Origin of the sequence: Archangium violaceum Cb vi76 (assembly GCF_000733295.1) — a bacterium.
GTDB lineage: Bacteria > Myxococcota > Myxococcia > Myxococcales > Myxococcaceae > Archangium > Archangium violaceum.
Map to the genome: position 1 here is coordinate 81123 of NZ_JPMI01000142.1, position 26400 is coordinate 107522.

Annotated in this window: 24 protein-coding genes; 13 read left to right on the top strand and 11 right to left on the bottom strand. The window is 68.3% G+C overall.

All coding sequences use genetic code 11. The annotated features are described in order from the left end of the window. Positions 1-38 precede the first annotated feature (38 nt). Complete coding sequence (locus Q664_RS21335; RefSeq protein ID WP_160174465.1) at positions 39-1136, top strand: S8 family peptidase; 1098 nt, start codon at positions 39-41, stop codon at positions 1134-1136. 50 nt (positions 1137-1186) lie between these two features. After that, a complete protein-coding gene (locus tag Q664_RS59225; protein ID WP_160174466.1) occupies positions 1187-1324 on the top strand; it encodes a hypothetical protein in 138 nt (45 codons plus the stop codon). 18 nt (positions 1325-1342) lie between these two features. Here Q664_RS59225 and Q664_RS21340 read toward each other — a convergent pair whose 3' ends face one another. Both Q664_RS21340 and Q664_RS21345 read right to left on the bottom strand, forming a co-directional pair. Next, positions 1343-2203 (bottom strand): hypothetical protein, encoded by an 861-nt coding sequence (locus tag Q664_RS21340; RefSeq protein ID WP_152622249.1) that lies wholly within the window; start codon positions 2201-2203, stop codon positions 1343-1345. A gap of 27 nt (positions 2204-2230) precedes the next feature. Then, positions 2231-2932: a Crp/Fnr family transcriptional regulator gene (locus tag Q664_RS21345; protein WP_043398571.1), complete on the bottom strand. Its 702-nt coding sequence runs from the start codon at positions 2930-2932 to the stop codon at positions 2231-2233. A gap of 95 nt (positions 2933-3027) precedes the next feature. Between Q664_RS21345 and Q664_RS21350 the strand changes: the two genes are divergently transcribed. From Q664_RS21350 to Q664_RS21375, 6 genes are all read left to right on the top strand, one after another. Beyond that, positions 3028-3555, top strand: a complete 528-nt coding sequence (locus Q664_RS21350) for an Mpo1 family 2-hydroxy fatty acid dioxygenase (protein ID WP_043398573.1) — start codon at positions 3028-3030, stop codon at positions 3553-3555. A 377-nt stretch (positions 3556-3932) separates the two neighbouring features. Beyond that, the gene (locus tag Q664_RS21355) at positions 3933-5390 is read left to right on the top strand and encodes a M48 family metallopeptidase (protein ID WP_043398576.1); all 1458 of its coding nucleotides are present in this window, start codon (positions 3933-3935) and stop codon (positions 5388-5390) included. A gap of 31 nt (positions 5391-5421) precedes the next feature. Beyond that, positions 5422-6090 carry a hypothetical protein gene (locus tag Q664_RS21360; RefSeq protein ID WP_043398579.1) on the top strand — a complete coding sequence of 223 codons (669 nt, stop codon included), beginning with the start codon at positions 5422-5424 and terminating at the stop codon, positions 6088-6090. 151 nt (positions 6091-6241) lie between these two features. Further along, positions 6242-7117, top strand: coding sequence for a hypothetical protein (locus tag Q664_RS21365; RefSeq protein ID WP_043398582.1), 876 nt, complete (start codon positions 6242-6244; stop codon positions 7115-7117). Positions 7118-7149: 32 nt separating this feature from the next. Beyond that, positions 7150-8328 (top strand): tetratricopeptide repeat protein, encoded by a 1179-nt coding sequence (locus Q664_RS21370; RefSeq protein WP_043398585.1) that lies wholly within the window; start codon positions 7150-7152, stop codon positions 8326-8328. A 138-nt stretch (positions 8329-8466) separates the two neighbouring features. Further along, positions 8467-11013: a DUF5916 domain-containing protein gene (locus tag Q664_RS21375; protein ID WP_160174467.1), complete on the top strand. Its 2547-nt coding sequence runs from the start codon at positions 8467-8469 to the stop codon at positions 11011-11013. A gap of 65 nt (positions 11014-11078) precedes the next feature. Here Q664_RS21375 and Q664_RS21380 read toward each other — a convergent pair whose 3' ends face one another. Together Q664_RS21380 and Q664_RS21385 are read right to left on the bottom strand one after the other, a co-directional pair. Then, on the bottom strand, positions 11079-12743 hold the full coding sequence (locus Q664_RS21380; protein WP_043398590.1) for an ArnT family glycosyltransferase: 1665 nt from the start codon (positions 12741-12743) through the stop codon (positions 11079-11081). A gap of 129 nt (positions 12744-12872) precedes the next feature. Beyond that, a complete protein-coding gene (locus Q664_RS21385) occupies positions 12873-13691 on the bottom strand; it encodes an SDR family NAD(P)-dependent oxidoreductase (protein ID WP_043398593.1) in 819 nt (272 codons plus the stop codon). Positions 13692-13779: 88 nt separating this feature from the next. On the opposite strand from Q664_RS21385, the gene Q664_RS21390 reads away from it, so the two are divergent. After that, entirely contained in the window at positions 13780-14151 is a 372-nt protein-coding gene (locus Q664_RS21390; protein WP_043398596.1) for a YccF domain-containing protein, read from the top strand. Between the two features lie 9 nt (positions 14152-14160). Here Q664_RS21390 and Q664_RS21395 read toward each other — a convergent pair whose 3' ends face one another. Then, positions 14161-14757, bottom strand: a complete 597-nt coding sequence (locus Q664_RS21395) for a hypothetical protein (protein WP_152622250.1) — start codon at positions 14755-14757, stop codon at positions 14161-14163. Positions 14758-14823: 66 nt separating this feature from the next. Further along, positions 14824-15867, bottom strand: coding sequence for an alpha/beta hydrolase (locus tag Q664_RS21400; RefSeq protein ID WP_043398601.1), 1044 nt, complete (start codon positions 15865-15867; stop codon positions 14824-14826). A 365-nt stretch (positions 15868-16232) separates the two neighbouring features. Between Q664_RS21400 and Q664_RS21405 the strand changes: the two genes are divergently transcribed. The 3 genes from Q664_RS21405 (at position 16233) to Q664_RS21415 (ending at position 18919) form a co-directional block, all read left to right on the top strand. Next, complete coding sequence (locus tag Q664_RS21405; RefSeq protein ID WP_043398603.1) at positions 16233-17339, top strand: M35 family metalloendopeptidase; 1107 nt, start codon at positions 16233-16235, stop codon at positions 17337-17339. Positions 17340-17359: 20 nt separating this feature from the next. Next, positions 17360-17827, top strand: coding sequence for a MaoC family dehydratase (locus Q664_RS21410; protein ID WP_043398607.1), 468 nt, complete (start codon positions 17360-17362; stop codon positions 17825-17827). Positions 17828-17962: 135 nt separating this feature from the next. Next, on the top strand, positions 17963-18919 hold the full coding sequence (locus tag Q664_RS21415) for a 2-deoxy-5-keto-D-gluconate 6-phosphate aldolase domain-containing protein (protein WP_043398610.1): 957 nt from the start codon (positions 17963-17965) through the stop codon (positions 18917-18919). Here the strand turns inward: Q664_RS21415 and Q664_RS21420 are convergent. The 3 genes from Q664_RS21420 to Q664_RS21430 form a co-directional block, all read right to left on the bottom strand. Next, entirely contained in the window at positions 18892-19740 is an 849-nt protein-coding gene (locus tag Q664_RS21420) for a GNAT family N-acetyltransferase (protein WP_043398718.1), read from the bottom strand. The two genes, Q664_RS21415 and Q664_RS21420, sit on opposite strands and share 28 nt — an antisense overlap. Positions 19741-20182: 442 nt before the next feature. Next, positions 20183-20959, bottom strand: a complete 777-nt coding sequence (locus Q664_RS21425) for a hypothetical protein (RefSeq protein WP_043398612.1) — start codon at positions 20957-20959, stop codon at positions 20183-20185. A 165-nt stretch (positions 20960-21124) separates the two neighbouring features. Continuing rightward, complete coding sequence (locus tag Q664_RS21430; RefSeq protein WP_043398615.1) at positions 21125-22243, bottom strand: polysaccharide deacetylase family protein; 1119 nt, start codon at positions 22241-22243, stop codon at positions 21125-21127. Positions 22244-22411: 168 nt separating this feature from the next. Here Q664_RS21430 and Q664_RS21435 point away from each other — a divergent pair, with 168 nt between their 5' ends. After that, positions 22412-23824, top strand: a complete 1413-nt coding sequence (locus tag Q664_RS21435; protein WP_043398618.1) for a hypothetical protein — start codon at positions 22412-22414, stop codon at positions 23822-23824. 13 nt (positions 23825-23837) lie between these two features. On the opposite strand, the gene Q664_RS21440 is transcribed toward Q664_RS21435, so the two are convergent. Beyond that, complete coding sequence (locus Q664_RS21440) at positions 23838-24158, bottom strand: DMT family transporter (protein ID WP_235216802.1); 321 nt, start codon at positions 24156-24158, stop codon at positions 23838-23840. Between the two features lie 29 nt (positions 24159-24187). After that, the gene (locus Q664_RS21445; protein ID WP_235216803.1) at positions 24188-26275 is read right to left on the bottom strand and encodes an ATP-binding protein; all 2088 of its coding nucleotides are present in this window, start codon (positions 26273-26275) and stop codon (positions 24188-24190) included. Positions 26276-26400: the final 125 nt, after the last annotated feature.

A 26400-nucleotide genomic window follows, 5' to 3' on the forward strand; every position in this document is an offset into this window, starting at 1 on the left:
CGGTGAAGCTCCACGCTGGAGGCCATCTCGGCAGGGGTGTGGCCATCGGCCACCTCGACACCGGGGTGGATGCGGCGCACCCCGCGCTCCAGGGGAGGATCGCCGGGTTCCTCTACGTCAACGAGGAGGGGCTCCCGGAGCCGGAGCGGCCCTGCATCGACTCGGGGAGCCATGGGACGCACACGGCGGGCATCATCTCGTCAGTGGCTCCCGAGGCGCGCCTGTACTGCGCCGCCGTCATCGAGGACGGGAAGGTGCCCGTCCGGCTCCTCGCCGGGCTCGAGTGGATGATGGACAAGCCCATCCGCATCCTCCAGCTCTCGCTGGGCATCCACGCCCACACGCCGCTGCTGGTGGAGGCGCTCGAGACACTCCGGGAGAAGGGGGTGCTCACCATCGCGGCCATCGGGAACAAGGGCAGCAACCGGTACCAGTCGCCCGGCTGTTATGAGCGGGTGCTCTCGGTGGGGGCCTGTCACGCCGACGGCAGCGTCGCCCGGTTCAGCGGGAGCCGCTATGAGCCGGGGAGCGAGCGCTGCCTCAAGCCCGACGTCCTGGCGCCCGGGGTGGACATCCTCTCCGCGGCGCCCGGGGGCCGGTGGGTCCGGGACTCGGGCACCTCCATGGCCTGCGCCTGGGTGGCCGGCGTGGCGGCCGCGCTGTGGGAGGCGAAGCCCGATGCCACCGTGGACGAGGTCGAAGCGGCGATCGTCCGGAGCGCCTCGCCGCTGCCCGAGGCGTGGCGGCACCGCTGCCGGGCGGGGATCGTCGATCCGGACGCCGCGCTGGAGCTCCTGCTCGGCGGCGCCCCACCCGCCGGAGAGCAGGCTCGTCCCCCCCTGCCCTCTCCCGAGCCTCGGTTCGTCGATCCCCGGCTGGTCCGGAAGCTGGGCTTCTACGACGCGGGCGAGGTGCTGGAGGCCATCATCGTGCTCGGTCGGGGAGAGAGGAAGGGCTGCACGCTGGAGGAGGTCATCACCCGCTGTGCCAGCGCCACGGGCTCGAGCCCCTCGAAGCTCCGGCTCCTGCACCAGGGCACCCTGGGGGTCATCCAGGGGGAGGCGAGGCTGCTCTCCGCCCTCATCGAGCACCCCGCCATCACCATCGCCCAGTCCACGGAACTCGATCTGCTCTGAGCCCGTCCCTGGAGACCTCCTCCGCCACCGACGCGGCCACGCGCACGGGGGTGCGCCGGCTCCTGATGCTCGCCGCGCGCGGACACGTGGCCGTCAGCGCCGCGCGCATGCCGCCGCCCTTCCCGTCCCTGGACGGCGCGCCGCCCGCGCGGGGCCAGGCCGACGCCTTCCCGACGCACGAGCGATGAACTCATCAATGGATACACTCATTTCAGACCGGGCCCCCCCCATGACTCCAGTTGGTTCCGGATGACCTGCACAGCCCGGGCTGGATAACGCTCCATCCGGTGCGTGAGCTGCTCCTCCGCGAAGGAGAGGAGTTGCCGGGCACAGAGGCCAGGCTCCAGCAACAACAGGTGATGGAGCGTCCGCCCTTGCTCTGGGAATTCCCGTTCGAAGCGGCGGAACGGATCGAGGTTGTCGAGCCGGGTCTGGCTCTCCGTGGGCGCCCGATGGGTCAGGATCCGCAGCAGATGACCCAGCGCATGCTGCTTGATGAAGGATGACCCGCTGAGCACCTCACCGCGCGCGGTGCGTCCCGCGCCGACCAGCAACGCCGACAGGAAGAGCGCGAAGGAGCGCTCCACGTCGACGGAGGAGGCCTCGGCCGCGGACTTCGTCCGCAGGTGCGACAGGTCGGCCTCGAGGCGCGCGCGGTCGAACAGCACGCGGTAGTCGTTCACCTTCGCCAGGTGCAGCTCGGCTTCGTCGAAGATGGCGAACTCCAGCAGGTGGCCATCGCCATAGAGCACCTTGAGTCCATGCGCCGTCTCCCGCACCTTCAGCACGATGTGCTCGCTGTCGGGCAACCAGCCCAGGTCCTGGCGAAACGACTCCTGCGCACCCGGAACCGTGATCACGAAGAAGTCATGATCCGACCACGCGTCGGGCGTACGCCCGAACTCCGCCATCGAGCCCACTGCGACCAATCCCAGGACGCGCGCATCGGTCTCCAGCCGGGCTCGCAATCGCTGAGTGAATGAACGGTAGAGTTCCAGGTCCATGAGGGCCTCGGACGTTACCAGAGCGAGCGCCGGGTCCACCCCGCCAAGAGGCTCGCGAGCCATCCGAGCCGCGCTCATCCGCAGCCGGCCCTATGCCTGGCTCGCCGCGTCCCGGAGTGTCTCCAGGCTGAGGATCTCGATCTTCCCGTAGGCCAGGCGGACGGCGCCCCGGGCCTCCAGCTCCTTGAGGATCTGATTGGTCGTCTGCCGCGAGATCGCCAGCATCAGCGCGAGCTGCTCCTGCGAGACATCGATGACCCGCCGCGGACCCTCGCGCAGGTTCCCATAGCCTTCCGCGATCATCAGGAGGCGCCGCGCCAGACGGGCCGGCGCGGGCAGCAGCGACAATTCCTCCAGCGCGATGAACATGAGCCTCAGCTTGTGGCTCATGAGCAGGGCGAAGTCGCGCCAATATCGTGGTTCCTGGGCGAGCATCGTCTTCAGCGCCGCCTGTGGCACCTGGAGCACGCAGGTGGCGCCTTCGGCGATGGCATCGTGGGTGCGCGGCTGGCCGTCCATCAGGGAGATCTCCCCGAACCAGTGGGGCGGCTCCATCAGCATCAGCAACGCTTCCTTGCCGCTCTCGCTCACCCCGCTGATGCGGATGGTGCCTTCGACCACGCAATAGAGGCCGCAGGGCTGGTCTCCGCGTGAGAACAGCCGCTGGCCGGAGCTCAGCCGGCGCACCACGGCCGCGTCGAGCAATCGGGCCCCCAATTCCTCGGGGATATCCTGGAACCACCGGCCGCTGAGGATGAGGGGCCGCCAGGCCCGCACGTGCTCGTCTGTCATTCTGTGCTCGGGGCAACAACCGTGTCGGCTACCCGACAGACCCGGTCCGCACCCGGGGCCATCATGGAGGGCTCGAACAACCGAGGAGAGCCTACATGAAGACGCTGGTGGATCATCTCGCTCAATACGCGGCCTATCACCGCGACCGTCGCAACATCGCCACGCACTTCGTCGGCATTCCGATGATCCTGCTGGCCGTCGCCACCCTGTTGTCCCGGCCCGGCTTCGAGGTGCTCGGGATCATGCTCTCACCGGCCACGGTCGTCAGCCTCGCGTCGGCGCTCTTCTACTGGAGGCTCGACGGACGCTTCGGTCTGGTCATGACCCTGGTGCTGGGTGGAGCGCTGTGGTTCGGTCAGGTGTTGGCCGCCCAGGCCACGTCCACCTGGCTGAGCGCGGGGTTGGGCCTGTTCGTCGTCGGGTGGATCATCCAGTTCGTCGGGCACTACTACGAGGGTCGCAAGCCGGCCTTCGTCGATGACCTCATCGGGCTGATCGTCGGGCCCCTGTTCGTCGTCGCCGAGCTGGGCTTCCTCCTCGGGCTGCGGGACGAAGTGCGCCGCGAGGTGGAGACACGGGCGGGGCCGACCTGTATCCGCCGCGGGAACGAGGCCCGCGCGTGATGTTCCGGCGCTGAGGAAATCCCGCCGCTCCTCCTGTCCTCGAGTACCGGCGGGCACCTGAACATTCGCTCTCCCATTCTAGCGATTGCACAGGAGCAAGAGGGTGTGTTAACCGCGTCCGTGCGAACGAACGTTCGTTCACCAGGGCCGTCATGAACACCCGTCTCCCGTCACATCCGCCGGTCCACGAGAAGAGCTCCACACGCTGCCGCCCAGGTTCGCCGCACCGGAGATGGCGCCGCGGAATCAGTCCGCCCCCTTCCTGCGCGAGGTGATCGAGCGCGGCGTGGCGATGGGACGGTTCCCTCCTCCCCATACGGTTGCACCGCAGCGGCGATCGCCGTGATGGGCGTGCGCACTCTCCACCAACACCGTCCATGAGCGACCACGTCATCCACCGCAAAGTCCTCGCCTTCCTGCTGCTACTCCCTCTTGGCTTGATGCTCTACCCCGCCCTGCAATGGTTCCGGGTGACGGAGATCGAGCAGGACCTGGTGCGGCTGCCACAGCAGTTGGAGCAGTTGCGCCACCCGCCCGATGCTGGAGAGAGCGGCAGCAAGGCGGAGATGAAGCGGAGGGTGATGGAGTCTCGCGCCAGCCGGATCGAGGAGGAGCTGCGCTTTCTCGAGGCGCAGCCGGGCAGTCTGATGCTGCGCCGCGTGCTGTCGATCTCCGCGCTGCTCGGCGCGTTTGGCGCCTTCGTGATGGGCCTGGGCATCGTGCTGAAGATCCGCGTCGACAGCGACCGCGCGCACCGCTCGTTCGATTACCTGCTGGATCATCTGGGGGCGAGCTTCGACGCGATGTCGCGGATGCTGCTGTGGCACATCGGTCTGATGCTGACGGCGCTGACCGCCACCGCGCTGTACGAGGTGGCCTGGACGTATACCCACTGGGCCACCCACGGTTACGTGGCGCTGGTGTTCACCTCGCCGTGGTGGGGCGCCATCTGGTGCACCGCCTGGTTGTTCTTCCGCGCCCGCCGCGAGCTGGCTCCACTGGAGGACTCGAGCGTGGACGTGCTCGGCCGCGTGCAGACGCGCGACGACGCGCCGGGGCTGTGGAAGTGGATCGACGGCATCGCCAGAAAGCTCGACGTGCCGCGGCCGGACCACATCGTGGTCGGCCTGGTCCAGGGCTTCTTCGTCACCAGCACGCCGGTGCGGGTCGAGCCGCAACAACACCTGCTGAGTGGCCGCACGCTGTACATCCCACTGACCTTCGCCAGTGTGCTGAGCCAGGCCGAGACGGCCGCGATCATCGGCCACGAGCTCGGGCATTTCTCACACAACGACACCGACCATGGCGCCCGGCTGTCGCCGCTGTACCAGCGCATGCGGCAGAAGATCGCCGTGCTGATACAGCAGGACGAGGACAAGCCGAGCTGGTTCAACCGTCCGGCCATCTGGGCCTCGGTGTATTACCTCGACCAGTTCGACCGCGCCTATCATCACTGGAGCCGCCAGCAGGAGCTGGCTGCCGACCAAGTGGGTGCCCGTGTCGGTGGCCCCGCCGTATGTGCCTCGGCGCTGATCCGGGTGACCGCGGTGTCCGATGTGATCGAGCAGCTGTTGGCCGATCCGCGGCTGCGGGGGAGCAACCTGCTCGAGGTCCTGCAGGAACGGCTGCGGCGGACCGAGCTGACGCTGACCCGGGAGACGCTGGAACACACCATCGCCCACCCGATCGATACCCATCCTCCGACCCGTACGCGGCTCGAGGCCCTCGCCGTATCACTCGACCAGGCGCTGCTGCGACACGCCACTCGCAAGCTCGGTGAGGCGGAGACCTCATGGTTCTCGCGAATGCTGGCCAGCCGCCCCCACGCCGCCTGAAACCCCGCCGTTCTTCCCAAGGAAGCTGTCCATGTCCCAATCCCGCTCCATCGACGCCACGCTGAACCTGGCGCAGTCGCTCAGCGAAGACTTCGCCCACCGCAGCAAGGCCGATCAGGCCGAGGCCATCCGCGAACTCAAGCAGATCATCGCCAGCGCGCCCGAGCGCAGCGAGTTCAGCGATACCAAGAAGTTCGTCTACACCATGCCGTTGTCCGGCGCGGTGCTGCTGGTGCTGGCGATCTACATCATGAGAACGCAGACGTCGCCGAGTTGGGGAGTGATCGCCGGCATGCTGGGGCTGGTGCTGTTCTCCCTGGTGCTCGCCTATCAGCACCGCAATGATGGTGCGACGCCACACATGGTGCTGACCCGCACCGAGTTGCAGGTGAGCAATCTGTCCGCGCCACTGCCGCTGGTCGAGGTCACCGGCCTGGAGATCGTCGAGCCGTCGCAGACCTGGATCAACTTCCACGTCGGAGAGAATACCCGCCTGCCCACCGCGAAGAAGGTTCGCGGCCTGCTGATGTCACAGGCGGTGGTGTTCCCCAAGAGCAAGCCTCGCCGCATCGCGGTGAGCATGGTCGGCATCAAGGTCAACGGTAAGAAGCTCGACTGGGATGAGACCATGGAGCTGCTCGAGCGCCATCTGCAGGCAGCCCACGCGACCGCTGAACTTCAAGCGCTCCGGGCCCGGTGAGGCCTGTCTTTTCAGGCACTTGGCTCGCCTGGCCCCCCTGAATGACGCCCAGCTGAGCCCCAGAATCACGGACCAGGAAACTTTCTACGGGATTCTCGGAGAATAAGGGTGTCGCAGTACTCGCACTCGAATTCCGCCGAGGTCTCCCCCCATGTCCGGCCTGAACGTCAACCGCTCCCAGACCACGCCGCGCACGCAGCCCGCGCAGACGCCCGTCGCCACGCAGCCGCAGAGCCGCGTCACCACCTCCGGCGAGGTCAACGCCACGAGCGCCAACGGCCACGTCGGCTATGACACGGGCTCGGCGTTCGAGGCGAGCACCCAGGGGACGCTGCCCGGCGGCATTCAGGGCGAGGCGCACGTCAACGGCCCGAGCTTCAGGGTGGACGGCAACGCCGAGGCCAAGGTGGGCCCGGGCGGCATCGACGTGAACCTGTCCGTGGACGTGAGCGCCACGGCGGTGGAGGCGGGCGCCAGCGCCACCAAGACGTTCACGGTGGATGTGGCGGGCGAGCAGATCGAAATCACCGTGGACCTGAGCGCCGAGGGCGTGGTGGGTGCCGACGGCAAGCTGAACCTGGACATCCACATCGGCACCGACGGCAACGTGTCCATCCAGGCGGGAGCCGAGGGCTTCGCCGGAGCCCGGGGCGCGCTGACGGGTGGCGTGACGGTGTCTCACGAGGGCCGCGAGCTGGCCTCGGGCAGCGTGGAGCTGAGCGGTACGGCGGGCGTGAGCGGGGATGCGCACGCCAACATCGAGCTGACGGGCGAGGGCCTCACCTTCGACGTGGGCGCGGAGGCCGCGGTGGGCGCCGGCTTCGGCGTGGACGTCAACGGCAGCATCAACGGCGGCAACACGGCGCGCTTCCTGGGTGAGGTGCTGGGCGGCCTGGCCGAGGAGGGCGTGGAGTGGGCCGGCGACAAGCTGGAGGACGTCGCCGACTGGGCGGGTGACCGGTTCGAGGACGTGAAGGACTTCATCGACGACCTCATCCCGGACATCGACCTCACGCCGTGGAATTGATTCGGCCGGGCGCTTGGTAGCATCCTCCTCGCATGGCCACCGCGCGTAGCGCCAAAGAAGGTCTCAAGCTGATGACGATGGGGCTGCTGAAGGAAGCAGCCCGTGAGTTCGAGGCAGTGCTGGCGAAGGATCCGCAGGACGCCACGGCCTTGCTGGGTCTGGCGCGGCTGCATCTCGCGCAGCACCACCCGGACGAGGCCCGGCCGCTCCTGGAGCGGCTGCGGGTCCTCCACCCCCACCATCCAGAGGCGCTCGGGTTCCTGGCGCGGCTGAAGGTGGAGAAGGACAAGGACGAGGGCGCGCTGAACGAGCTGCGCGCGCTGGCGAAGAACCCCAAGGCGGGCTTCACCGAGTTCTACAACCTGGGCTACGCGCTGCTGAGCCTTCCGGGCAAGGAGGAGGAGGCGTCGCAGGCCTTCGTCCAGGCCCTGAAGGCGGAGCCGAAGAACCCGCACGCGACGACCTACCTGGGTGTCGCGGTGTTGCGTCAGGGGCAGTTGGATCAGGCGCTCAAGTGCTTCAAGTACGCCGCCACCCTGGCGCCCCGCGAGTCCCTGCCACTTTCACTGGCCGCGAAGGTGCTGGTGCAACAGGGGCAGATCGGCAAGGCCCAGCAGGCGTTGAAGAAGGCGCTCCAGCGTGCGCCGCGGAACGTGGAGCTGCACGAGGAGTTCATCAAGCTCTGCATCTTCACGAACAGCCCGAAGGCGGCGCTGCCCTCGGCGCTCGAGCTGCGGCAGCTCGCGCCGAAGAACCCGAACGGGCCGTACCTGCAGGGCCTGGTGATGCTGACGAGCGGCAAGGTGGAGGACGCGCGGCGGCTCTTCCGGGAAACGCTGGGGCTGGCACCGGACTCGTGGGAGGCGCGGCTCGGACTGGCGCGGGCGCTGCAACTGGGCACGGACAAGGACGTGGCGCAGGCGCGCACGCTGCTGGAAGAGGCGGTGGCGCGAGCTCCGACGGAGCCGGGGCCGGTGAACGAGCTGGCGGTGCTCTACCTGGAGAAGCCGGAGACGGCGGCCAAGGCGAAGGAGCTGCTGGCGAAGGTGCTGACGGTGCACCCGGACGAGCCGGGTGCGAACCTGAACATGGCGTTGGCCCTGGTGAAGACGGACAAGGCCGCGGCGGCTCAGCACGCGCGCAAGGCCCAGAAGAGTACGGATCCGAGCGTGCGTGAGCAGGCGGAGCGCCTGTTGAAGCAAGTGGCCTGAGCGCACGACGACCGAGCGGCTCCTGCTCCGGCGCCTGGTTGGCTGCCGTTCAGTTCAGGGAGGCCCTGATGCTACAAACGGGTCCGCATGTCGTCTCCCCCCCGCCTCCTGGTCTCGCTCGCTCGCTCCCTTGCCTGCATGACCCTGCTCCTCTCGCTGGCGACGGCCCGCGCCGAGCAGGCTCACGGCACCTTCGAGGCCATCCGCACCTCCGTCCCGCCCCAGCTCGACGGCCAACTCGATGACGAAGTCTGGGCCACGGCGCCCAGCTACACGCGCTTCGTCCAGACCTTTCCCCAGGAAGGCGCCGAGCCCACCGAGCGCACCGAGGTGCGCGTCCTCTACGACGACCAGACGCTCTACGTCGGCATCATCAACTTCGACTCGCAGCCACAGCTCGTCAACCGCCAGCTCGGCCGCCGCGGCCAGCCTCCCGAGTCGGACATCGTCACGGTGTCCATCGACAGCGCGCATGATCGCCGCACCGCCTACGCATTCTCCGTGAACGCGGGTGGCACCCTCCGTGACACCCTCTACTTCGACGACAACAAGAGTTCGAATGACTGGGACGCCATCTGGGACGGGCGCGCCGCCCTCCGGCCCGATGGCTGGTCCGTGGAGCTCGCCATCCCCCTGCGCCTGCTCCGCTTCCCCAGCGCTCCCATCCAGGATTGGGGCTTCGCCGTCCGCCGGGAGATCGCCCGCAAGTCCGAGGTGATCGACTCCATCCTCATCCCCCGCAACGCCAACGCCTTCGTCTCGCGTTTCGGCAACCTCGTGGGCATGCGGGGACTCGTGCCCCACATGGACGTGGAGCTCACCCCCTACGTCGCGTCCCGCGCCAGCCGCCGGCCCCTGTCCTCGGATCCCTTCCTCCCCAAACCCCGCCTGTGGGAGCCGTCCGCGGATGTCGGACTCGACGTCAAGCTCTCCCTCACCAGCCAGCTCGTCCTCAACGCCACCATCAACCCGGACTTCGGCCAGGTGGAGGCCGACGAGCTCATCCTCAACCTCTCCACCTTCGAGGCCTTCTTCCCGGAGAAGCGCCCCTTCTTCACCCAGGGCATGGACATCTTCCAGCCCGCGGGCGCGGAGATCAGCGACGCCTCGCAGATGCTCTTCTACTCGCGCCGCATCGGCCTGGACACGCCCATCCTCGCCGCCACCAAGCTGACCGGTGCGCTCACCCGCAACATCCAGATGGGTCTGCTGGATGCCGTGGTGATGGACGCCTCCGCGCCGAGCCGCGCCGACGAGGACCTGGGGCCGCCGGACTCCCGCTACCAGTTCCACCCCACCCGCCCCTTCCACTTCGCCCCCAATAGCGCGCTGCCGCGGGAGCCTGGCGTTCCCCAGAACTTCTTCATGGCCATCTCCCGCGCCACCGTGGCCCCCGGCTCCACCGTGGGGCTCTCCGCCGGTGCCGCCACGCCGCTCGGCCACCGCTGCGGCTCCGTGCTGCCCGAGGATCCCGCGCACCGCGACGACTGCCTCGTGGCCGGAGGCAACGCCGCGGCCCTCGACTGGAACCTCCGCACCCAGGACGGAAACTGGGTCTTCGTCGGACAGCTCGCCGGCTCCCAGGTCGTCGGTGGCCCCGAGGCCGGCCAGATGCGCCGCGATGGCACCCTGCTGCGCCCGGGCGACACCGGCCTCGGCACGTACATGACGGCCGGCCTGCTCGGCGGCGATCCCTTGCGCTTCAGCGTCGGCTACGAGTACGCCTCTCCCCGGCTGGAGCTCAACGCCACCGGCTTCCAGACCACCCAGAACCAGCAGACCGCCAAGGCCACCGTCGAGTTCGTCCGGCCCTCGGGCTGGGGCCCGCTCCACACCTTCTCCACCTCGTTCAACGCCTACCGGGACTGGACGACGGACTCGCGCGCCCTCCACGTCAATGATCAGCTCCTCCTCCTGACCGAGGCCACCCTCCCGGGCTTCCACGTCGCTGGCTTCAAGATCGGCGCGAAGTTCAACCGGCAGGACATCCGGGAGATACCCCTCACCGGCATTGCCATCGAGCGGCCCGACTACCAGTACATCACCGCCTGGGGCGAGACGAACCGCAACCTGCCGCTCGCGCTGCGCCTGGATGCCTACGTCAACCGGCTCGTGGCCCCCGCCCCCACGCTCTCCAAGCATGGACAGGGCGCCACCCTCACCACCATCTGGCGGCCCCTGCCCAACCTCGAGACGCAGTTCATCGCGGACTTCTACGGCTTCCTGGAGGGCCCCCGGTGGCTCGAGACCCTGCCGAACGGCCGCTACCTGTTCAGTGAGCAGGAGCCCCTCATCCTCTCGCTCACGCTGCGCCAGCTCCTGGTGCTGTCACCGCGGCTCACCCTCCAGCTCTACGCCCAGCTCTTCAGCGCCACCAACCGCTACGGCCCCTTCTACGAGGCCACGCCCGGCGCGGATGGACGCGTGCACCTGGCGGACTTCCTCCCCACGGAGCCCGGCATGGACCCGAGCTACCACGAGGCCGCGCTCAACATGAACATGGTGCTGCGCTGGGAGTACTCGCCCGGCGCAACCCTCTTCCTCGTCTACTCGCGCGCCCAGCAGGAGCTGCCGCCGCAAGAGGGCAGCGCCGAGCTGTTCCACTTGCTGCTCCCCAATCGTCTCTTCGCGGGAGCGTCCACGGACACGTTGTTCGTCAAATGGTCCCACGCCTGGGGGCTGTGAGCCGCACGCCCCATGCGTCGAGTTCGCCGTGGGCATTCTTCAACCCGAAGCAGGCGCGGCGGTCCTCACCGGCCCACGCGGAATTCACGAGGCCTGGAGTTGTAGGCATCCAGGAGGGGCTCATACCGGATTCCAAACACCACGGTATGGGCCCCTTCCTCCAGCGCGGGCAAGGAGAGGGAGCTCTTGAGCTCCCGTTGGCCGCCCGGCGGGACGATGGCGTCCTCCGGAAAGACATCCAGCGTTCCTCGATGGACCTCCTGGCCGTTCTTCCGGATGACGTAGAACAGCGTGGGCGCCTGGGGAAAGCCGCCTCGCTCGAAGCGGAGCGCCGTGTTCCTCGGATTGGAGACCGTGACGGTGAAGGCCACGGCGTCTCCACTCTTCACGGCGGGAGGGAACGCGACCTCCACCGGGATGTCGTAATACGACGAGAACCCGGGTGCGAGGAGGTAATGGACTGTCTTGTCCATGCGCGTCCGTAGCTCCGTGCTCCCGGCGAAGGGGCGCTCCTGGACGATGACCACCTCGCGTCCCTGCAGACCATCCTCGTAGTTCCACAGCTCGTACTGGGATTGGCGCCGCTCGCCGCTCTGCAGGGCCACGCCCGTGTGCCCCGAGTAGAACGAATAGAGAGACGACTCGCGGAAGTTGTCCCCGAAGAGCACCGGCCTGTCACCGGCCACCTTCTCGATGTCTTCCGCCCACGACTTCCGGCCATGGTAGTAGTCCACGTTGATGTGGTTCACCGGGAAGATGCGGAACATCAAATACAGACGGAGCACCACGACGGCGAAGGCCAGCGGCAGCACCAGGAATTGAAAGAGTTTCCTCCGCTTCTCCTCCTCGTAGAACCGCGCGGCGAGCAGCAGGAGTGGAAAGAGGGCAATGGACGTCCAGTGGAAGTGGACGAATGCCTTCAGGGCCGTGAAGAGGAAGAAGCCGAAGGTGCCCACGCAGATGAGCTGCAAGGCCCTCTCGAAGCGGTCCTGCGTCCGGACGGCGAATGGAATGAAGATCAGCCCGGGCCCGATCGCCGGGAGCTGCTGGCCGAGGTACTCGAGCAGGTACCGGGTGGTGAAGGCGGTGGTGCGGCCCTTCAGGTGGAACTGGAACGTCGGAAACTGGTGCGCGTACTGCCAGCCCAGGTGGGGCAGGAACAACACCAGGGCCAGCACCATGGACAGCCAGAAGCGCGGGGAGCGCAGCAGCCGGAGGTTGGAGAGCACCGTGAATCCAACCACCAGGACGCCGTGGTACTTCGAGTACAGCATCAAGGCGGTGGAGCCCCCCATCAACAGCACCGCGGACAGGTCCTCCTTCTCCAGGAACCGCTTGTAGCCGAGGAGGAACAGCACCAGGAAGAAGAGGAGCGGCCCGTCCGGGAAGATGATGAACGCCAGGTAGTTCAGCAGCGGCAGGGACAGCACCATCAGAGAGATGAGGGTGTTCCGCCCCGGCCGCTCCCGAGGCACCAGCTCGAACAGCAGCAGCACGCTCAGGGCATTCAGAATCACATTCACCAGGCGTACGCCCAACTCGTTCGGGAAGAGCGAGTACCCGAGCCGCACCATCAGCGCGATGAAGGGGGGATGGTCGTAATAGCCCCACTCCAGGGAGCGCGAGTAGAACCAGTAGTACGCCTCGTCACTGGTCAGCTCGGTGAACGCGGCCTGCACGAGATTCAGCACCAGCCAGAAGATGAAGAAGTGCAGGGGCCTGAGTTTCATCGGGTGTCCGTCTATCCCCGCACCGCCTACGCGGCAAGCGTTCCAGGCGGCTCGCATGCCGGGGCCGAGGGCCCGGTGCTCCGTCTCCCAGACGGGTGCATCGGGCCCTCGGCCGTTGACGGACGGGCTTCAGCCCACCTTGGGCTGGGTGATGCCCAGCGTGTCCGCGTAGCTGTGGATTCCGCGGATGTGATTGCCACCATCCACGGCGATGGTCTCGCCGGTGACCCACGACGAGAGGTCGCTGACGAGGAACGACACCACCTTCGCCACGTCATCCGGCTCGCCGCACACCTTGCCGAGCGGCGTACGGGCGAGGAACTCCTTCTTCATGGCCTCGGTCATCAGCCCGGCCCCCTCGGAGAGGGGCGTGCGGATGACGCCCGGCGCGACGATGTTGACCCGGATGCCGTACCGCCCCAGCTCCGAGGCCGCGACCTTGGTGAGGTTCGCGAGCCCCGCCTTGGAGGCGCAGTAGTGGGCGAGCCCATCCGTCACGTCCGTCTGGTTCAGCGAGGAGACGTTGACGATGGACCCGGGCTGCTTCGCGTCCACGAGCGCCCGCCCCAGGGCCTTGATGAAGAGGAAGGGCCCCTTGAGGTTGATGTCCAGGACGTGCTCGAAGTCCTGCTCCGGCATGTCGATGATCGGGGAGAGCGTGGCCGTCCCGGCGTTGTTCACGAGGATGCCCGGCAGGCCGAACTCCTTCGTGGCGGTCTCGATGGCCCGGGACACGTCCGCGGCCCGGACCACATCCCCCGTGAAGGGCACGGCTCGCGCGCGCCCCTCCATCGTCCGGTTGAGCTCCTCGGCGGCGGCCTCCACCTTCTCCCGGGTCCGTCCGAAGAGGAGCACATTGGCTCCGTCCCGCATGAGGCGCGCGGAGATCCCCAGCCCGATTCCCTGCCCCGCCCCCGTCACGATGGCACTGCTCGATACCAGCTTCATCCCGGCTCCTTGTGTTTTCAGGATGCCCGGACGCTACACCCCCACTGTAGGGCGGCAAAGCACGGGCCCGAGGCGTTAAGCTCCCGCCATGCGATTGCTCTTGAACATCCTGTGGATCGTCCTCGGTGGGTGGGTCATCTGGCTCGAGTACGTGCTCGGCGGCCTGCTGCTGTGCCTCACCATCGTGGGCATTCCCTTTGGCATGCAGTGCTTCAAGATGGCCGGGCTGGGCCTGCTGCCGTTCGGCAAGGACATCGTCGACGCGCCGGGCGCCAGCGCCATCGGCTGCATCCTGAATGTCTTCTGGATCGTGGTCGCGGGGATCTGGATCTTCGTGACCCACATCGGGCTCGCGCTGGGGCTCGCCGTGACGATCATCGGCATCCCCTTCGCCATCCAGCACGTGAAGCTCGCGATGCTCGCGCTCGCCCCCTTCGGGAAGCTCGTGCGCGAGACGTGAGCGAGGGCCTCAGAAGGCCACGCCGAAGGCCAGGCGGGGCGTGGGGATGATCTGCACCCGCAGCGCCCCCTCCCCTTCCGCTTCGAGGTCCGGTGTCGAGCGGTACTGGGCCGAGAAGCCCGCCGCGAGCGTGAAGCGGTTGAACAGCACCAGCGTCCAGCCAACGGTCCCGCCCAGCCCCAACCCCACTGCCCTGCGCCGCACGCCGTTCTCCGAGCGGAGCTGATAGACCGTGCTGAACTCGGGCCCGAAGTAGATGCCGCTCGGAGCATTGCCGAGCACGAAGAGCCGGATGCCCAGCGTGCCCGCCAGCGACAACGTCCACGCCTCTGGCGTGCGGCCATAGGCGAACTCCGGCGCCACGTAGATCGACAAAGGCTTGCCGAAGGCCCGCTCGTACTCGACGCCCAGCTGCGAGTGCTGCAGCGCCAGCGGGTTGATGGTGAAGGTGTTCCGGGCGCCCAGATCCTCCTCGGGAGGCGGCTTCGGCTTGCCCAGCTTCGAGAACCAGTCCTGCACCTTGGTGATGACGTCGTCCTCGGCCAGGGCCCTCCCGGGGAAGAGGACACACAGCGAGAGCAGCAGGATCGGCGCGGCGCGGGGCATGGAGGGCTCGGGATGAGGGGGGCCACCATCTTCGAGCACCCGTGGGGAGGCCTCAAGCACGGAGCGTCACCGGTGCGCGTCCCGCTCCCTCTCGAGAAGCCATGTGGCGATGGCCTTCTCACACGCCTCGTGCCGGTCCAGGAAGGCGAAGTGGCCGCTGTCGAGCTCCACGTAGGTGGCGAAGTGCCCTGCCCGTCGAGCGGCTTCACGCATCAGCCTCGCGGGCATCATGGAGTCGTGCTTCCCCTCGACGAGCAGCACGGGGACGCGCGGTGGCGGCACCTTCGTCGAAGCCCCGGAGATCAACAGGAGCCCCCGGAGCTCCAGCCCGGGATGCGCGGCCCGGCCCACGAGCACGCTCGCGCCCACTCCCCCGTTGGACAACCCTCCGAGGTACACCCGCTTGACGCCACGCCGCGCGAGCCAGGCGAAGGTGCGCTCCAGGGTCTCCTCGCCCCGGTGCGACCACCAGTCGCCCATCGGGCCCACCGAGGGACACACCGTGAGCGCCGAGATGGCCTGGACCGCTCGCGCCATCTGCCAGCAGTACACGGCGAAGTTGCCGGCATAGCCGTGCAGGAACACCACGGCGGTCTCGGGTGCGGCGTCGCGCCCGGCGGGGATGATGACGGTATCGAAGGACTCGGGGGACTGGAGCCCGAGCCACGTCGCGACCGCGGGCGTGGCGCTCGAGCCCTCGGCCTCCCGCATCCGTGAGAAGGCCGACTCGAGGGCCGGGACGAATTCACGCGCGTCCGCGCGGGGCAGCCGGCCCGACAGCAGGAGCGCATGGGCCGCGAGCAGCGTTCCATCCCGCTCATCGACGAGCCGGTTCACGAGCCGCCAGCCCTCGTCCGGCAGACGCACCGTGTGCAGGCCGCGCCCATCCGCGAGGACGAGCCGCGCGCCCGCGACGAGCACCAGGAGGCCGAGCCCCGCCCGGGTCAGGCCTCGCCACTTCCGCCAGCGCTTCGTGAGCAGCCCGGCCGAGAGGACCGCGCCTCCCACGACATAGGCCTGGCCCGACACAGTCGCCCCCACGGAGAAGGCCACCACGAGCAACAAGGCGGCGACAGGGGCACTCACGAGGCCGAGGAGGAAGACGAACATGCTCCCAGTGTGGAGCGCGGCACGTCACCCGGGAGCCCCACCCCGCTGAACGGCTCCAGAACGACGGCCGCCGGTCGCGCCGCGCTTCCGAGAGGCCCCGCCTGTACCAGATGACCCCATCGCTCGCGCCGGTGTCCGATCCTGGGACAGCCACCGGCTCCCTACCAACCTCTTGAGATTGCTGGGAAATCATCACGCGCTCGTCATGGCGCTTTACGTTCCGGCGCGCCGGACGGTGGAGCCCCGATGCTCCATCTCAGCGCCGGGGACACTCCAACCTCGCGTTCTCACAAAGGGCGAATTCCTGGCCCGCGCCTTGCTCATCAGATGGACCGCCTCATCCCCCAGCAAAGGAAGCGAGTCCTATGAGCAAGAACCTTCGTGGCAACTTCAAGTGGATGGCTGTCGTGAGTGCGTCCCTTCTCGGCGCCTGCGGCGTGCCGGGGGACGAGACCGCGGCGAATGGCGAGGGACTCGCTCAGGGAGCGCAGGAGCTCGCCGCCCGGGACGTGTCGGTGCGGCTGTCCGCGAACAAGGCCACCTTCGGCGCCGGCGAGACGGCCTCGGTGACGATCACCCTCACCAACGACTCGCGCCACCCGGTGAAGCTGCTCAAGTGGTACACGCCCTCCGAGGGCCTCGAGGAGTCGCTCCTCCAGGTGAAGCTCAACGGCGAGGACGTGGAGTTCACCGGCCCGCACTACAAGCGCCAGGCCGCCTCCGAGAAGGACTTCCTCACCCTGGCCCCCGGCGAGAGCCTGAGCCGCACGCTGGACCTCGGCGAGGTGTATGACCTGTCGCGCACCGGCAGCTACTCCGTGCGCTTCGAGGTGACCACGGAGAAGCTCCACGGCAACAGCGCCAAGGCCGGCCTGCTCAAGTCCAACGACGTGACCGTGTGGATCGAGGGCCGCGCCGCTGCCTCCGCCAAGCCCACCGACCCCCCCACGACGATTGGAAGCATCACGTTCAGCGGCCGCTGCTCCACCACGCAGCAGACCACCCTCCTGGATGCGATCAACGCGGCCAGCGCCATGGCCAATGACTCGTCGTCCTACCTCAATGGCTCGGCCTCGGGCACGCCGCGCTACACCACCTGGTTCGGCGCCTTCTCGAGCAGCGGCTGGACCACCGCGAAGACCCACTTCGCCGCCATCAAGGACGCCTTCGACACCAAGCCGATCACCGTCGATTGCAGCTGCAAGAAGAGCTACTACGCCTACGTCTATCCGAACCAGCCGTACAAGATCTACGTGTGCAGCGCCTTCTGGTCCGCGCCGATGACGGGCACCGACTCCAAGGGCGGCACCCTCATCCACGAGATGAGCCACTTCACGGCGGTGGCTGGCACGGATGACCACGTCTACGGGCAGAGCGGCGCCAAGAGCCTGGCGATCTCCAACCCCACCAACGCGCTCGACAACGCGGACAACCACGAGTACTTCGCCGAGAACACGCCCTACCTGCAGTAGTCCCGTGGTATGGGCAGCCCATGCCCAACACGACGATCATCGACGGCCTGGACGGACTCCGTGCCCTGGCCGGACAGAAGCTCGGGGCCTCCGAATGGAAGCAGCTGGCGCACGAGGACATCGTGCGCTTCGCGGAGGCCACCGGGGATTTCCAGTGGATCCACGTGGACCGTGAGCGGTGCGCGCGGGAGTCGCCCTTCGGCGTGCCCATCGCTCATGGTTACTTCAGCGTCTCGCGCATCGCCGGGCTGTTCTTCGAGATCGTCGACATCCGGGGTTTCGCCCTGGTGCTCAACTACGGCCTCAACAAGGTCCGCTTCCCCGCTCCCCTCAAGACCGGCGCCCGCTACCGGCTGAGCCTCGAGCTCAAGGAGCTCAAGGACATTCCCAAGGGCGTCGAGGCCCTGATGCTCGCCACCATCGAGGTGGAGGGCGAGTCCAAGCCGGCATGTGCCGCGGAAGCGCTCTACCGGTTCATGACGGCGTGAGCGGCGGTGGCCTGCTCGCGGACCACGCAGGCCACCCTGTCCCGTAGGCCGTTGCAGCCCCGGGCTGCCCGCCCGCGGGGCCCGGCCTCACCTTTGGTCGCAGGAGTTCTCCCCGCCCAAGGCCAGGCCCTCCCCATGTCGACGCTCTCCGCACCGCCCCTCTCCCGTCTGTATCTGCTCGCCTTCGACCACCGGAGCTCTTTCGAGCACTCGCTCCTCGGCCTGTCTGGTCCCCCCACGGACGACGAAGCGGAGGCCATCCGCCGGATGAAGTTGCTCATCTACACCGGCTTCCTGCTGGCCCTCCGCCAGGGAGGACGGCGCGACGGCAGTGGCATCCTGGTGGACGAGCACTACGCGACCCACGTGGCGACCCACGTGCTCGAGGACGGGCCCCTCCTGGCCCTGTCCGTGGAGAAGAACGGGCAGGACGAGTTCGACTTCGAATACGGACAGGACTTCGGCGCGCACGTGGAGACCTTCGACCCGGCCTTCACCAAGGTGATGGTGCGCTACAACCCCGAGGGAGACCCCGAGCGGAATGCCCGGCAGCGGGAGCGGCTCGCCCACCTGACGGACTGGTTGCAGCAGCGCGGGCGCCGCTTCCTCTTCGAGCTGCGGGTGCCACCCACGGAGGCCCAGCTCGAGGCCCTCGGAGGAGACCTGGAGCGCTATGAGGCCGAGCTGCGGCCCTCGCTCCTGGTGCGGGCGATGGAGGAGCTGCAGACCGGTGGCGTGGAGCCGGACGTGTGGAAGCTCGAGGGCCTGGAACGGCCGGAGGACTGCGAGAACGTGGCCCGGCAGGCCCGCGCGGGAGGCAGGGAGCACGTGTCGTGCATCGTGCTCGACCACCGCACGGGATGGAAAAGGCTGGAGCGCTGGCTGCAGGTGGCCGGCTCCACGCCGGGCTTCATCGGCTTCTCGCTCGGCCAGACGATCTGGTGGAACCCCCTCCGGGCCCTGCAGGAGGGACGGAGCACCGCGGCCGAGGCGGCACAGCGGATCTCCGAGAACTACCAGCGTGCGCTCCTCACCTGGGAAAAGGCGGCGCTGCGCTCCCCGCTTCAGCGGATGGAGGCCTCGCCCACCTGAAGCCCATGGGCCATTTCCAGTTGGGAGAGCGCATGCCGCCGCAGGCCATTGGCGGCGAAGAAGGCGGCACCCAGGTGCTCGGGAAGGATGACCTGGGTCCTCCAGCGGCGGCCCGGCAGCCGGGCCGCGAGCGCCCGCAGGAGGCGGCTCCCCTCACCTCGCCGGCGCTGGTCCCCGGCCACCACCAGGGAGCGAATCATCACGTCCTGGGGCCCGGCCTCGAGAATCACGGCCACGGCCGCACCCAGGCGGAAGGCCCGCGCGGGAGCCGTGAGCCCGGCCAGGGTCTCCGGCGCGAGCTGCCAGGGAAGCCCGGGCTCGCCATCCCGTAGAACCGCCGCCAGCGCGGTGGACAGGGGAATCTCCTCCAGTGGCGCGGCGTGCTCCGGAAGCGTCCCTTCCCACCCCACGAGCCGGCGGCGGACCTGGAAGCCCTCGCGCTCATAGAGCGCCACCGCGGGGGCGTTGCTCTCGATGACCTCCAGCAGCATCGAGCGATCTCCCCGGCCCCGTGCCTCGTCGAGCAGCCTGTGCACCAGCGCACGGCCCACCCCGGTGCGCCTCGCTCCGGGCACGATGGCCATGGCGGCCACCCGGCTCGTGTCTCCCCGGCGGGCCACGAGCGCCAGCGCCTCCACCCGGCCCTCGCGCATCACCACCAGACTGTCGGTGAGGTGCACGTGCTCGGTGCGCACCCGCTGCTCGAAGGCGCGCACATCCCCGGAGATGGGCACCACATACCCGGCGAAACAGGCCGCGAAGCCCTCGGCGAGCCTGTCGAATGGAACGGAAGTCGCGGAGGAGATCTCGGGAGCGGACATGCCGGCCATCATAATTCCCGGCAATCGTCCCGGCGAAAGAACCTCGCCGCGCCTCCCACGTGGAGCCCATGGTGGCGCCGCGGTACGACCGAGCCCCTGGGAGACGAGGTGCTTCCCTGGTCACTCCACGGGCGGAAGCGCGCGAGCCCCGGACCCCACGGGTGGAAAAAGGACGGTGGAAGAGAACCGCGACACCGTGGTGTTGAAGAGGGCGAAGTGGCCGTGATCCGAAGGATGCTGCACTCGGCGTACATGTGCGAAGCATCGACATGGCGCCTGGGGCCGCGAAGCCCAAGGGCTGTCGATTCGAATCAACTTTGAAGGTGCATGCACCATCGCAAGCACGGGACTTACACGAGGGGGGGCGGAGACGCCCCCCTTCGTCGTTGTGCGCCCGGCATGGGCATCGACTCAGAGGAAGAAGTCCTCTCGGAGCGAGCGCTCAGTGGGCGGCGCACCTATTCAGGTCACTTCGCTCCTGAGAGGTGATGAGGCTGGCGTATTTCCACTTCTTCCCCCAGTCGTCCACACACATCACGAACTCGCCAGAGTTCCGAGGCCGCTTCGCGCAGAGGGCGATGCGATCGTTGAACGTGCACCCGTCAGCCGGCACCCTGTTGGGCAGGTTCGAGGGGCACACCCTCTCGCCGATCGCCACGCCCGGTCGCAGATCGGAATTCGGGCAATGATCTCGCTCGTCCGCCACCCCGTCGCCGTCGCGGTCCGGCGCGTTGGTGAGCCGGAGCCCATAGTAACGGGGACCGGGATACGGGTTGTCATCGAACTCGACGATCAACGTGTATGCATTGGCCTCCGTCGGCTGCTGGATGATGCGGACGTCTCCGCGCCCGAAGAGCTTCTGGAGACGAAGCGGCCGGCCATCCATCGGCAGCGGGGGATTGAGCTGCTCGAGAACCGATGACGTGTCCTCGAAACGGATCTCGTCGGGAACCGGCTCCGACCAGGTGGGGAACCATTCGACCTGGCCCAGGTCGTCCCCCATCACAACGAGGGTGGGGGCATTCCCACCGAAGAAGCGGCCCACCGCGGCGAAATCGAAGTGATGCCACTGGAGCTGGTTGCCCCGGATGATCAACTGCTCCCTCCCATCAATCAGCGCTTCCACCTCCAGCACGAACGGCTCCGCTGCCGGCGGATGGGCGTGCGATGGAGCAGAGAATGCCAGGGTGAGAACCACGGCCCACACGATGTGGAACATCCTTGCCTGGAGCCCATCAATACATTGCCTCATCTCCAACCTCCCCAAGAGGGTTGCCCGATGGAGAGCATTCGGTGTGCCAGGGGGAGGCCACTGACCAGGCAGCGCGAGTCGTGTCGCCGACGGCGAGCAGATGTGGCGGGCGGGTGAACGGTTACATGTCCCCTACTCCGAGCGGCAGTCCACCCAGCTCACGCCCGAGCCACGCGTCTCGTTCCAGATGCGAGGGAGGGCGCTGGCGGCCTTCGGGTGGATGTCGTGGAAGAGGATGATGCCGTGCCGCCACAGCAGCATGAGCGACAGCACGCGCCCGGCGGCCTTGGTGCCCGAGTTGCTCGCGTGCCAGTCCTGCGAGTCGATGTTCCACAGCATGTTCTTCATTCCGCCGCGCTCCAGCGCCTGGAGGATGCCCGGGTTGCGCTGGCCGTAGGGCGGGCGGAACAGCGTCAGCTTCGTCTGACCCTCCGGCAGGGTCTCCGCGAGCCTGGAATGGAAGGACTCCATGCCGGCCACCGCGCCGGCCCACGAGGCGTGGGAGCGGTGCTCCTGGCCGTGCGAGGCGACGCACATGCCCGCGTAGAGCGCCCGGAGCTGCTCCACCGAGGTGGCCTTGCGGCGGGCCTCGTAGTTGTTGCCGAGCAGGAAGAAGGCGGCGTGGATGCCCTGGGCGCGCAGCTGCTCGGCGAGCGCGTCCGTGCCTCCGCCCTTGGGCGTGGGGCCGTCATCGAAGGTGAGCAGGAAGCTCCGGTCCGGCATCTCCAGACCGAACCGCTCGGAGGGCGAGAGGGGGAGGATCTCACTCGTCACCTTAGGGAAGAGCCCCGCCAGGCGGACCAGCTCGGCGACATAGCCCTGGTGGAAGGGCTTCTGCTCGGCGTACCAGGGCGCCAGCTCCGCCGGCAGCTTCGCGAGCCCCGCCCGCGAGGTGGCGACCATGGCCTCCCAGTCCTTGGGCACCGCGCCCTCGCAGAAGAGCGCCCCGGCGGCACACGTCTCCCGGGCCTTGGCGAAGTTGGTCACCACCACCTGCCGCATCCGCGCCTTCCACTTCGACAGGGACGCCGCGTCGCCCGTGGCGGCGTTGCCGGCATCGGCGTCCGCCATGGCCTCGGTGAACACGGCGAGCTCGGCGCGGGAGGCCACGTCGAAGGCCTGGGGACTCGTCATGGGCCAGGGCCACTGGGAGCGCTCGGTGAGCGACACCTTGAGGCCCGCCGCATGGACGGAAGGGGCAACCAGGACGGAACACAGCAGCGCGGTCAGGAAGCGAAACGGGCGGTACATGGAATCCTCTCCTCGTGAGGAGGAATAGCACGCGACGTGCCAGCCTCTGTAGGGCGCGCGCGCCTCCGGAATGAGGTGGGCTGGCCGCGTCCCAGGCCCGGTGGGAGGAGGAGGCGTGGCCGGGCGACCACATCGGGTAGAGTGCGCGTCCCTTCTTCGATTCCCACCATGCCCGCGCCCTCCGAGAACTCCCACTGCCAGTACCACCCCCGAGCCGCCGCCGGGTGGTTCTGCCCGGCCTGTGACGCGAAGCTGTGCCCCGACTGCGCCGTGGTCGAATCAGTGGCCTCCACCGACCTGCTCTCCTGCGCCCGGTGTGGCGGAGCGGTGGAGGAATGGAAGGTGCACCGCTCGCACGCCCCGTTCTCCCGGCGGCTCCTGGGGGCGTGGAAGTACCCGCTGAAGAAGTCGGGACTGATGGCCCTGCTCGCGGTGGGCGCGGTGGTGGCGCTGTCCCGAGGTGTCTCCGGCATGCTGCCCCTCCTGCCCGGGCTCGTCCCGATCTGCATCTGGCTGGGCAGCTTCTGGGGCTCGATCTTCTGGATCGTCCGCGGCACCTCGATGGGCGCCGAGCACTTCACCGCTCCCGACTTCCACGACGTCCATCATGATCTGGTGCGCCCCGCCATCCGCGGCACGGTGGCCACCGCGCTGCTCTGGCTCCCCGCCATCCTCTTCGCCCTGCTCGTCGAAGATCTGGACCTTCCGGACGCCCTGTTCTGGGTGGTGGTGGTGCTCGCCACCGTCCTCTACGCCCCCATGGCCCTGATCATCGCGGCCACCGGGGAGAGCACGCTGTCGCTGCTCAACCCCTTCAAGGTCATCGGCATCGGCAAGCGCCTGGGCTCGGCCTACCTGACGGTCGCGGCCTGGATGGTGCCACTCGCCATGGTGCACGGGGCGTTGATGCTCGTGGCCGCGCAGGTCTACTCGCTGAGCATCCCCCTCGTGGCCTCGGTGTTGGCGGAGGGCATCTCCCTCTACGTCCCGTTCGTGATGGCACGCATGCTCGGGCTGCTGCTGTACGTGCATGGGGACCGGGTGGGCTACGGAATCGAGTCCGAGTTCTACGAGCCGGCGCTGCCCGGCGTGAAGCCTCGGGGGAAGAAGCGCGCCGCGCGGGTACCAGCCCAGGCGCAGCCCGAGGCCCATCAACCGGCGCCCCGCCCGCGCTTCATCGAGCTGGAGCCGGAACCGGCGCCCCGCCCCGCTGCCGCGCCAGAGCCGCTCGAGGCCCAGGTGGTGAAGGCGGTGGAGACGAACGCGTTGGACCAGGCCCTCGAGCTGTACCGGCGGCTCCCCGAGAACCTGGCGTCGCTGCCCGCCGCCAGCCATGTGGCGGTGGGACAGAAGGCGGCGGCGGCGGGCGACTACCCGTTGGCCATCCGAGCCCTGAAGCAGGTGGCCCAGCTCACCCCGGAGGATCCGCTCGCGCCCAAGGCGTGTGTCATCCTGGCGCGCCTGTATGGGGAGCGGCTCGGAGACGCGGCGAGCGCGCAGAAGCTCTACCGGCACGTGGTGGGCCGCTACCCGGGGACGGACGCGGCCCGGTTCGCGCAGTCCCGGCTGACGGCGGCGTGAGCCCGGCGCGAGGCTACCACCGCAGCAGCGCCACCCCGGTGAGGATGAGCGCGACCGCCAGCACGCGCATGGACGAGAAGCTCTCGTGGAAGAACGCGATGCTGAAGACGAGCGTCAGGGCCGCTTCCAGGCCCAGCACCGCGATGTACATGACCCCCAGCTCGCCCCGGCGCATCGCGAAGGCCAGGACGACGGCTCCGACCAGGAACAGGGCGAGGAAGGTCAGGGTCGGGAGCAGCCGGGACACCCCTTCCGAGAGCTTCATGAAGATCCCCCCGCCCGCGAAGCAGACGGCCGAGAGGACCAGCAACACCAGCTCCTTCCAGGACACCATCAGGACACCCTCAGGACACCCCGTGGAAGTCAGACGAGCACGGGCAGCAGCAGGGTGAAGGTGGTACCACGGCCGGGCTCGCTCTTCACCCGCATCTCCCCGCCCATCTTCTGGATGATGGACTGGCTGATGGACAGGCCGAGCCCCGTCCCGGAGCCGGCGGGCTTGGTGGTGAAGAAGGGCTCGAAGATGCGGGACAGCACCTCGGGAGGAATCCCGTGGCCGGTGTCCGAGATGTCGATGCGCACCCACTCCCCTTCCACCGCGGTGCTCACCCGGAGGACATTGCGCTCCGTGCCTCCGGACCGCATGGCCTGGGCCGCGTTGACGATCAGGTTGAGGAAGACCTGGCTGAGCCGGCCCTCGCTGGCGGACACGGGCGGCAGGGACTCCGCGTAGTGCAGCTCCAGCCGGGCCGTGTGCTTCAGCTCGTTGTGGGCCATGCGCAGCACCACATCCAGGCACGAGTGGATGTCCACCGGCGTCTGCTCCTCGCCCGCCGTATGCGAGAAGAACCGCATGTCACGCACGATGTCCCGGATGCGCTGACCCCCGACCAGGCACTCGGCGAGGATCTCCTTCACCTCGGAAAGCGTCTCAGCCAGGCGCGCCGGCAGCCCGGGAATCGCCTCCAGCTCCCGCTCCAGCTCGTCCCGCCACTCCTGGAGATAGCTGAGGTTGGAGAGCACATAGGACGTGGGGTTGTTGATCTCATGCGCGATGCCCGCCGCCAGCGCCCCCATCGAGGCCAGCCGGTCATTCTGGATGTTCTGCTGCTCCAGCCGCCGCTTCTCGGTGAGGTCATCCCCGACGATGAGCAGGCGCCGCGCCGTGCCCGACACCTGGAGGGAAGCGGCGATCCCGAGCGCCACGCGCCCCCCGCTCGCCGAGCGCAACCCCTGCTCCTCCAGCCGCACCGTGCCGCGCACGCGCAGATCCGTCAGCATGCGCCGCAGGGGCCCGCGATCGTCCTCGGACGCGAGCGCCTCGAAGGAGGTGCCGAGCAACTGCTCGCGGGAGATGCCCAGCAGCCGCTCCGCCACCGGGTTGACCTCCAGCACATTGCCGGCCGCGTCCAGCACGAAGACCACCTCGCGGGAGTGCTCCATCAGATGGAGGGTGCGCTCGTGGGCCTCGAGGACCTGCTCCTCCAGGTGGGCGGCATGCCGCTCGATGAGTTCCTTGGTCTCCTGCAGCGTGGACTCCTGGCGCCGGCGCTCGCTGATGTCCACGTAGATGCCGACCAGCCCCTGCACCACCCCCTCCGAGTCCTTCAGCGGCACCTTGCTCGTCAGGAACCAGGACGTCTGCCCATCGGGGCCCTGGAGGGACTCCTCGTAGGTGAGCCGCGGGACACCGGACTCCATCACCTCGCGATCAATCCGGCGGTAGATGCCGGCATTCGGGCTCGACACGGGCAGCTCGAAGTCCGTCCTGCCGATGACCTCCAGCGGCGAGGACACCCCCATGTCACGGGCGAACTGCTGGTTGCAGCCCAGGAAGATGCTGTGGCGATCCTTCCAGAACACCGAGTGGGGAATGTGGGCGAGGATGCTGGAGAGCAGCTCCTGTTGATCCACCAGCTCGCGCTCGATGCGCTGGCGCTCGCGCATCTCCGCCTGGAGGAACGCGTTGAGGGAGCGCATGCGCTCCTGGGCCTGCTCCAGCTCGGTGTTGCGCTCCTGGAGCCGCCGCGCCCGGGCGCGCGTGCTCAGCACCAGCTCGATCTGTCGCTGGAGCCCGTTCAGGCAGCGGCGCTGGGACTCACTCCACCCGCGAGGACGCCGATCCAGGACGCAGAGCATCCCGATCGACACGCCGTCCTCCGTCCGGAGCGGCACTCCCGCGAAGAAGCGGAGGAACGGCTCGCCCTGGACGAGCGGGTGGATGGAGAAGCGCTCGTCGGCGACGGCGTCCTCGACGAGCAGGACGCCCTCGCGCTGGAGGGCGTGGGTGCAGAAGGAGGTAACACGCTCCGTCTCACCCGGCCCCTGCAGCCCCACGCTGGCCCTGAACCACTGCCGGTCCCTATCCACCAGGCTGATGAGCGCGATGGGCATGCCGCACGACGCAGCGGCGAGCCGCACCAGGTCCTCGTAGTCGGGTTCGGGAGGCATATCGGGGACGATGGAACGATCGAGTGCCCGCGGGCGCCGGGCTTCGTCTCTCTTCAAGGCTGGAGCTGGGGTGTGCATGGGGCGGGGCTCGAACTGTCGCGGCTCAGGAGTAGTCCCTGGAATGA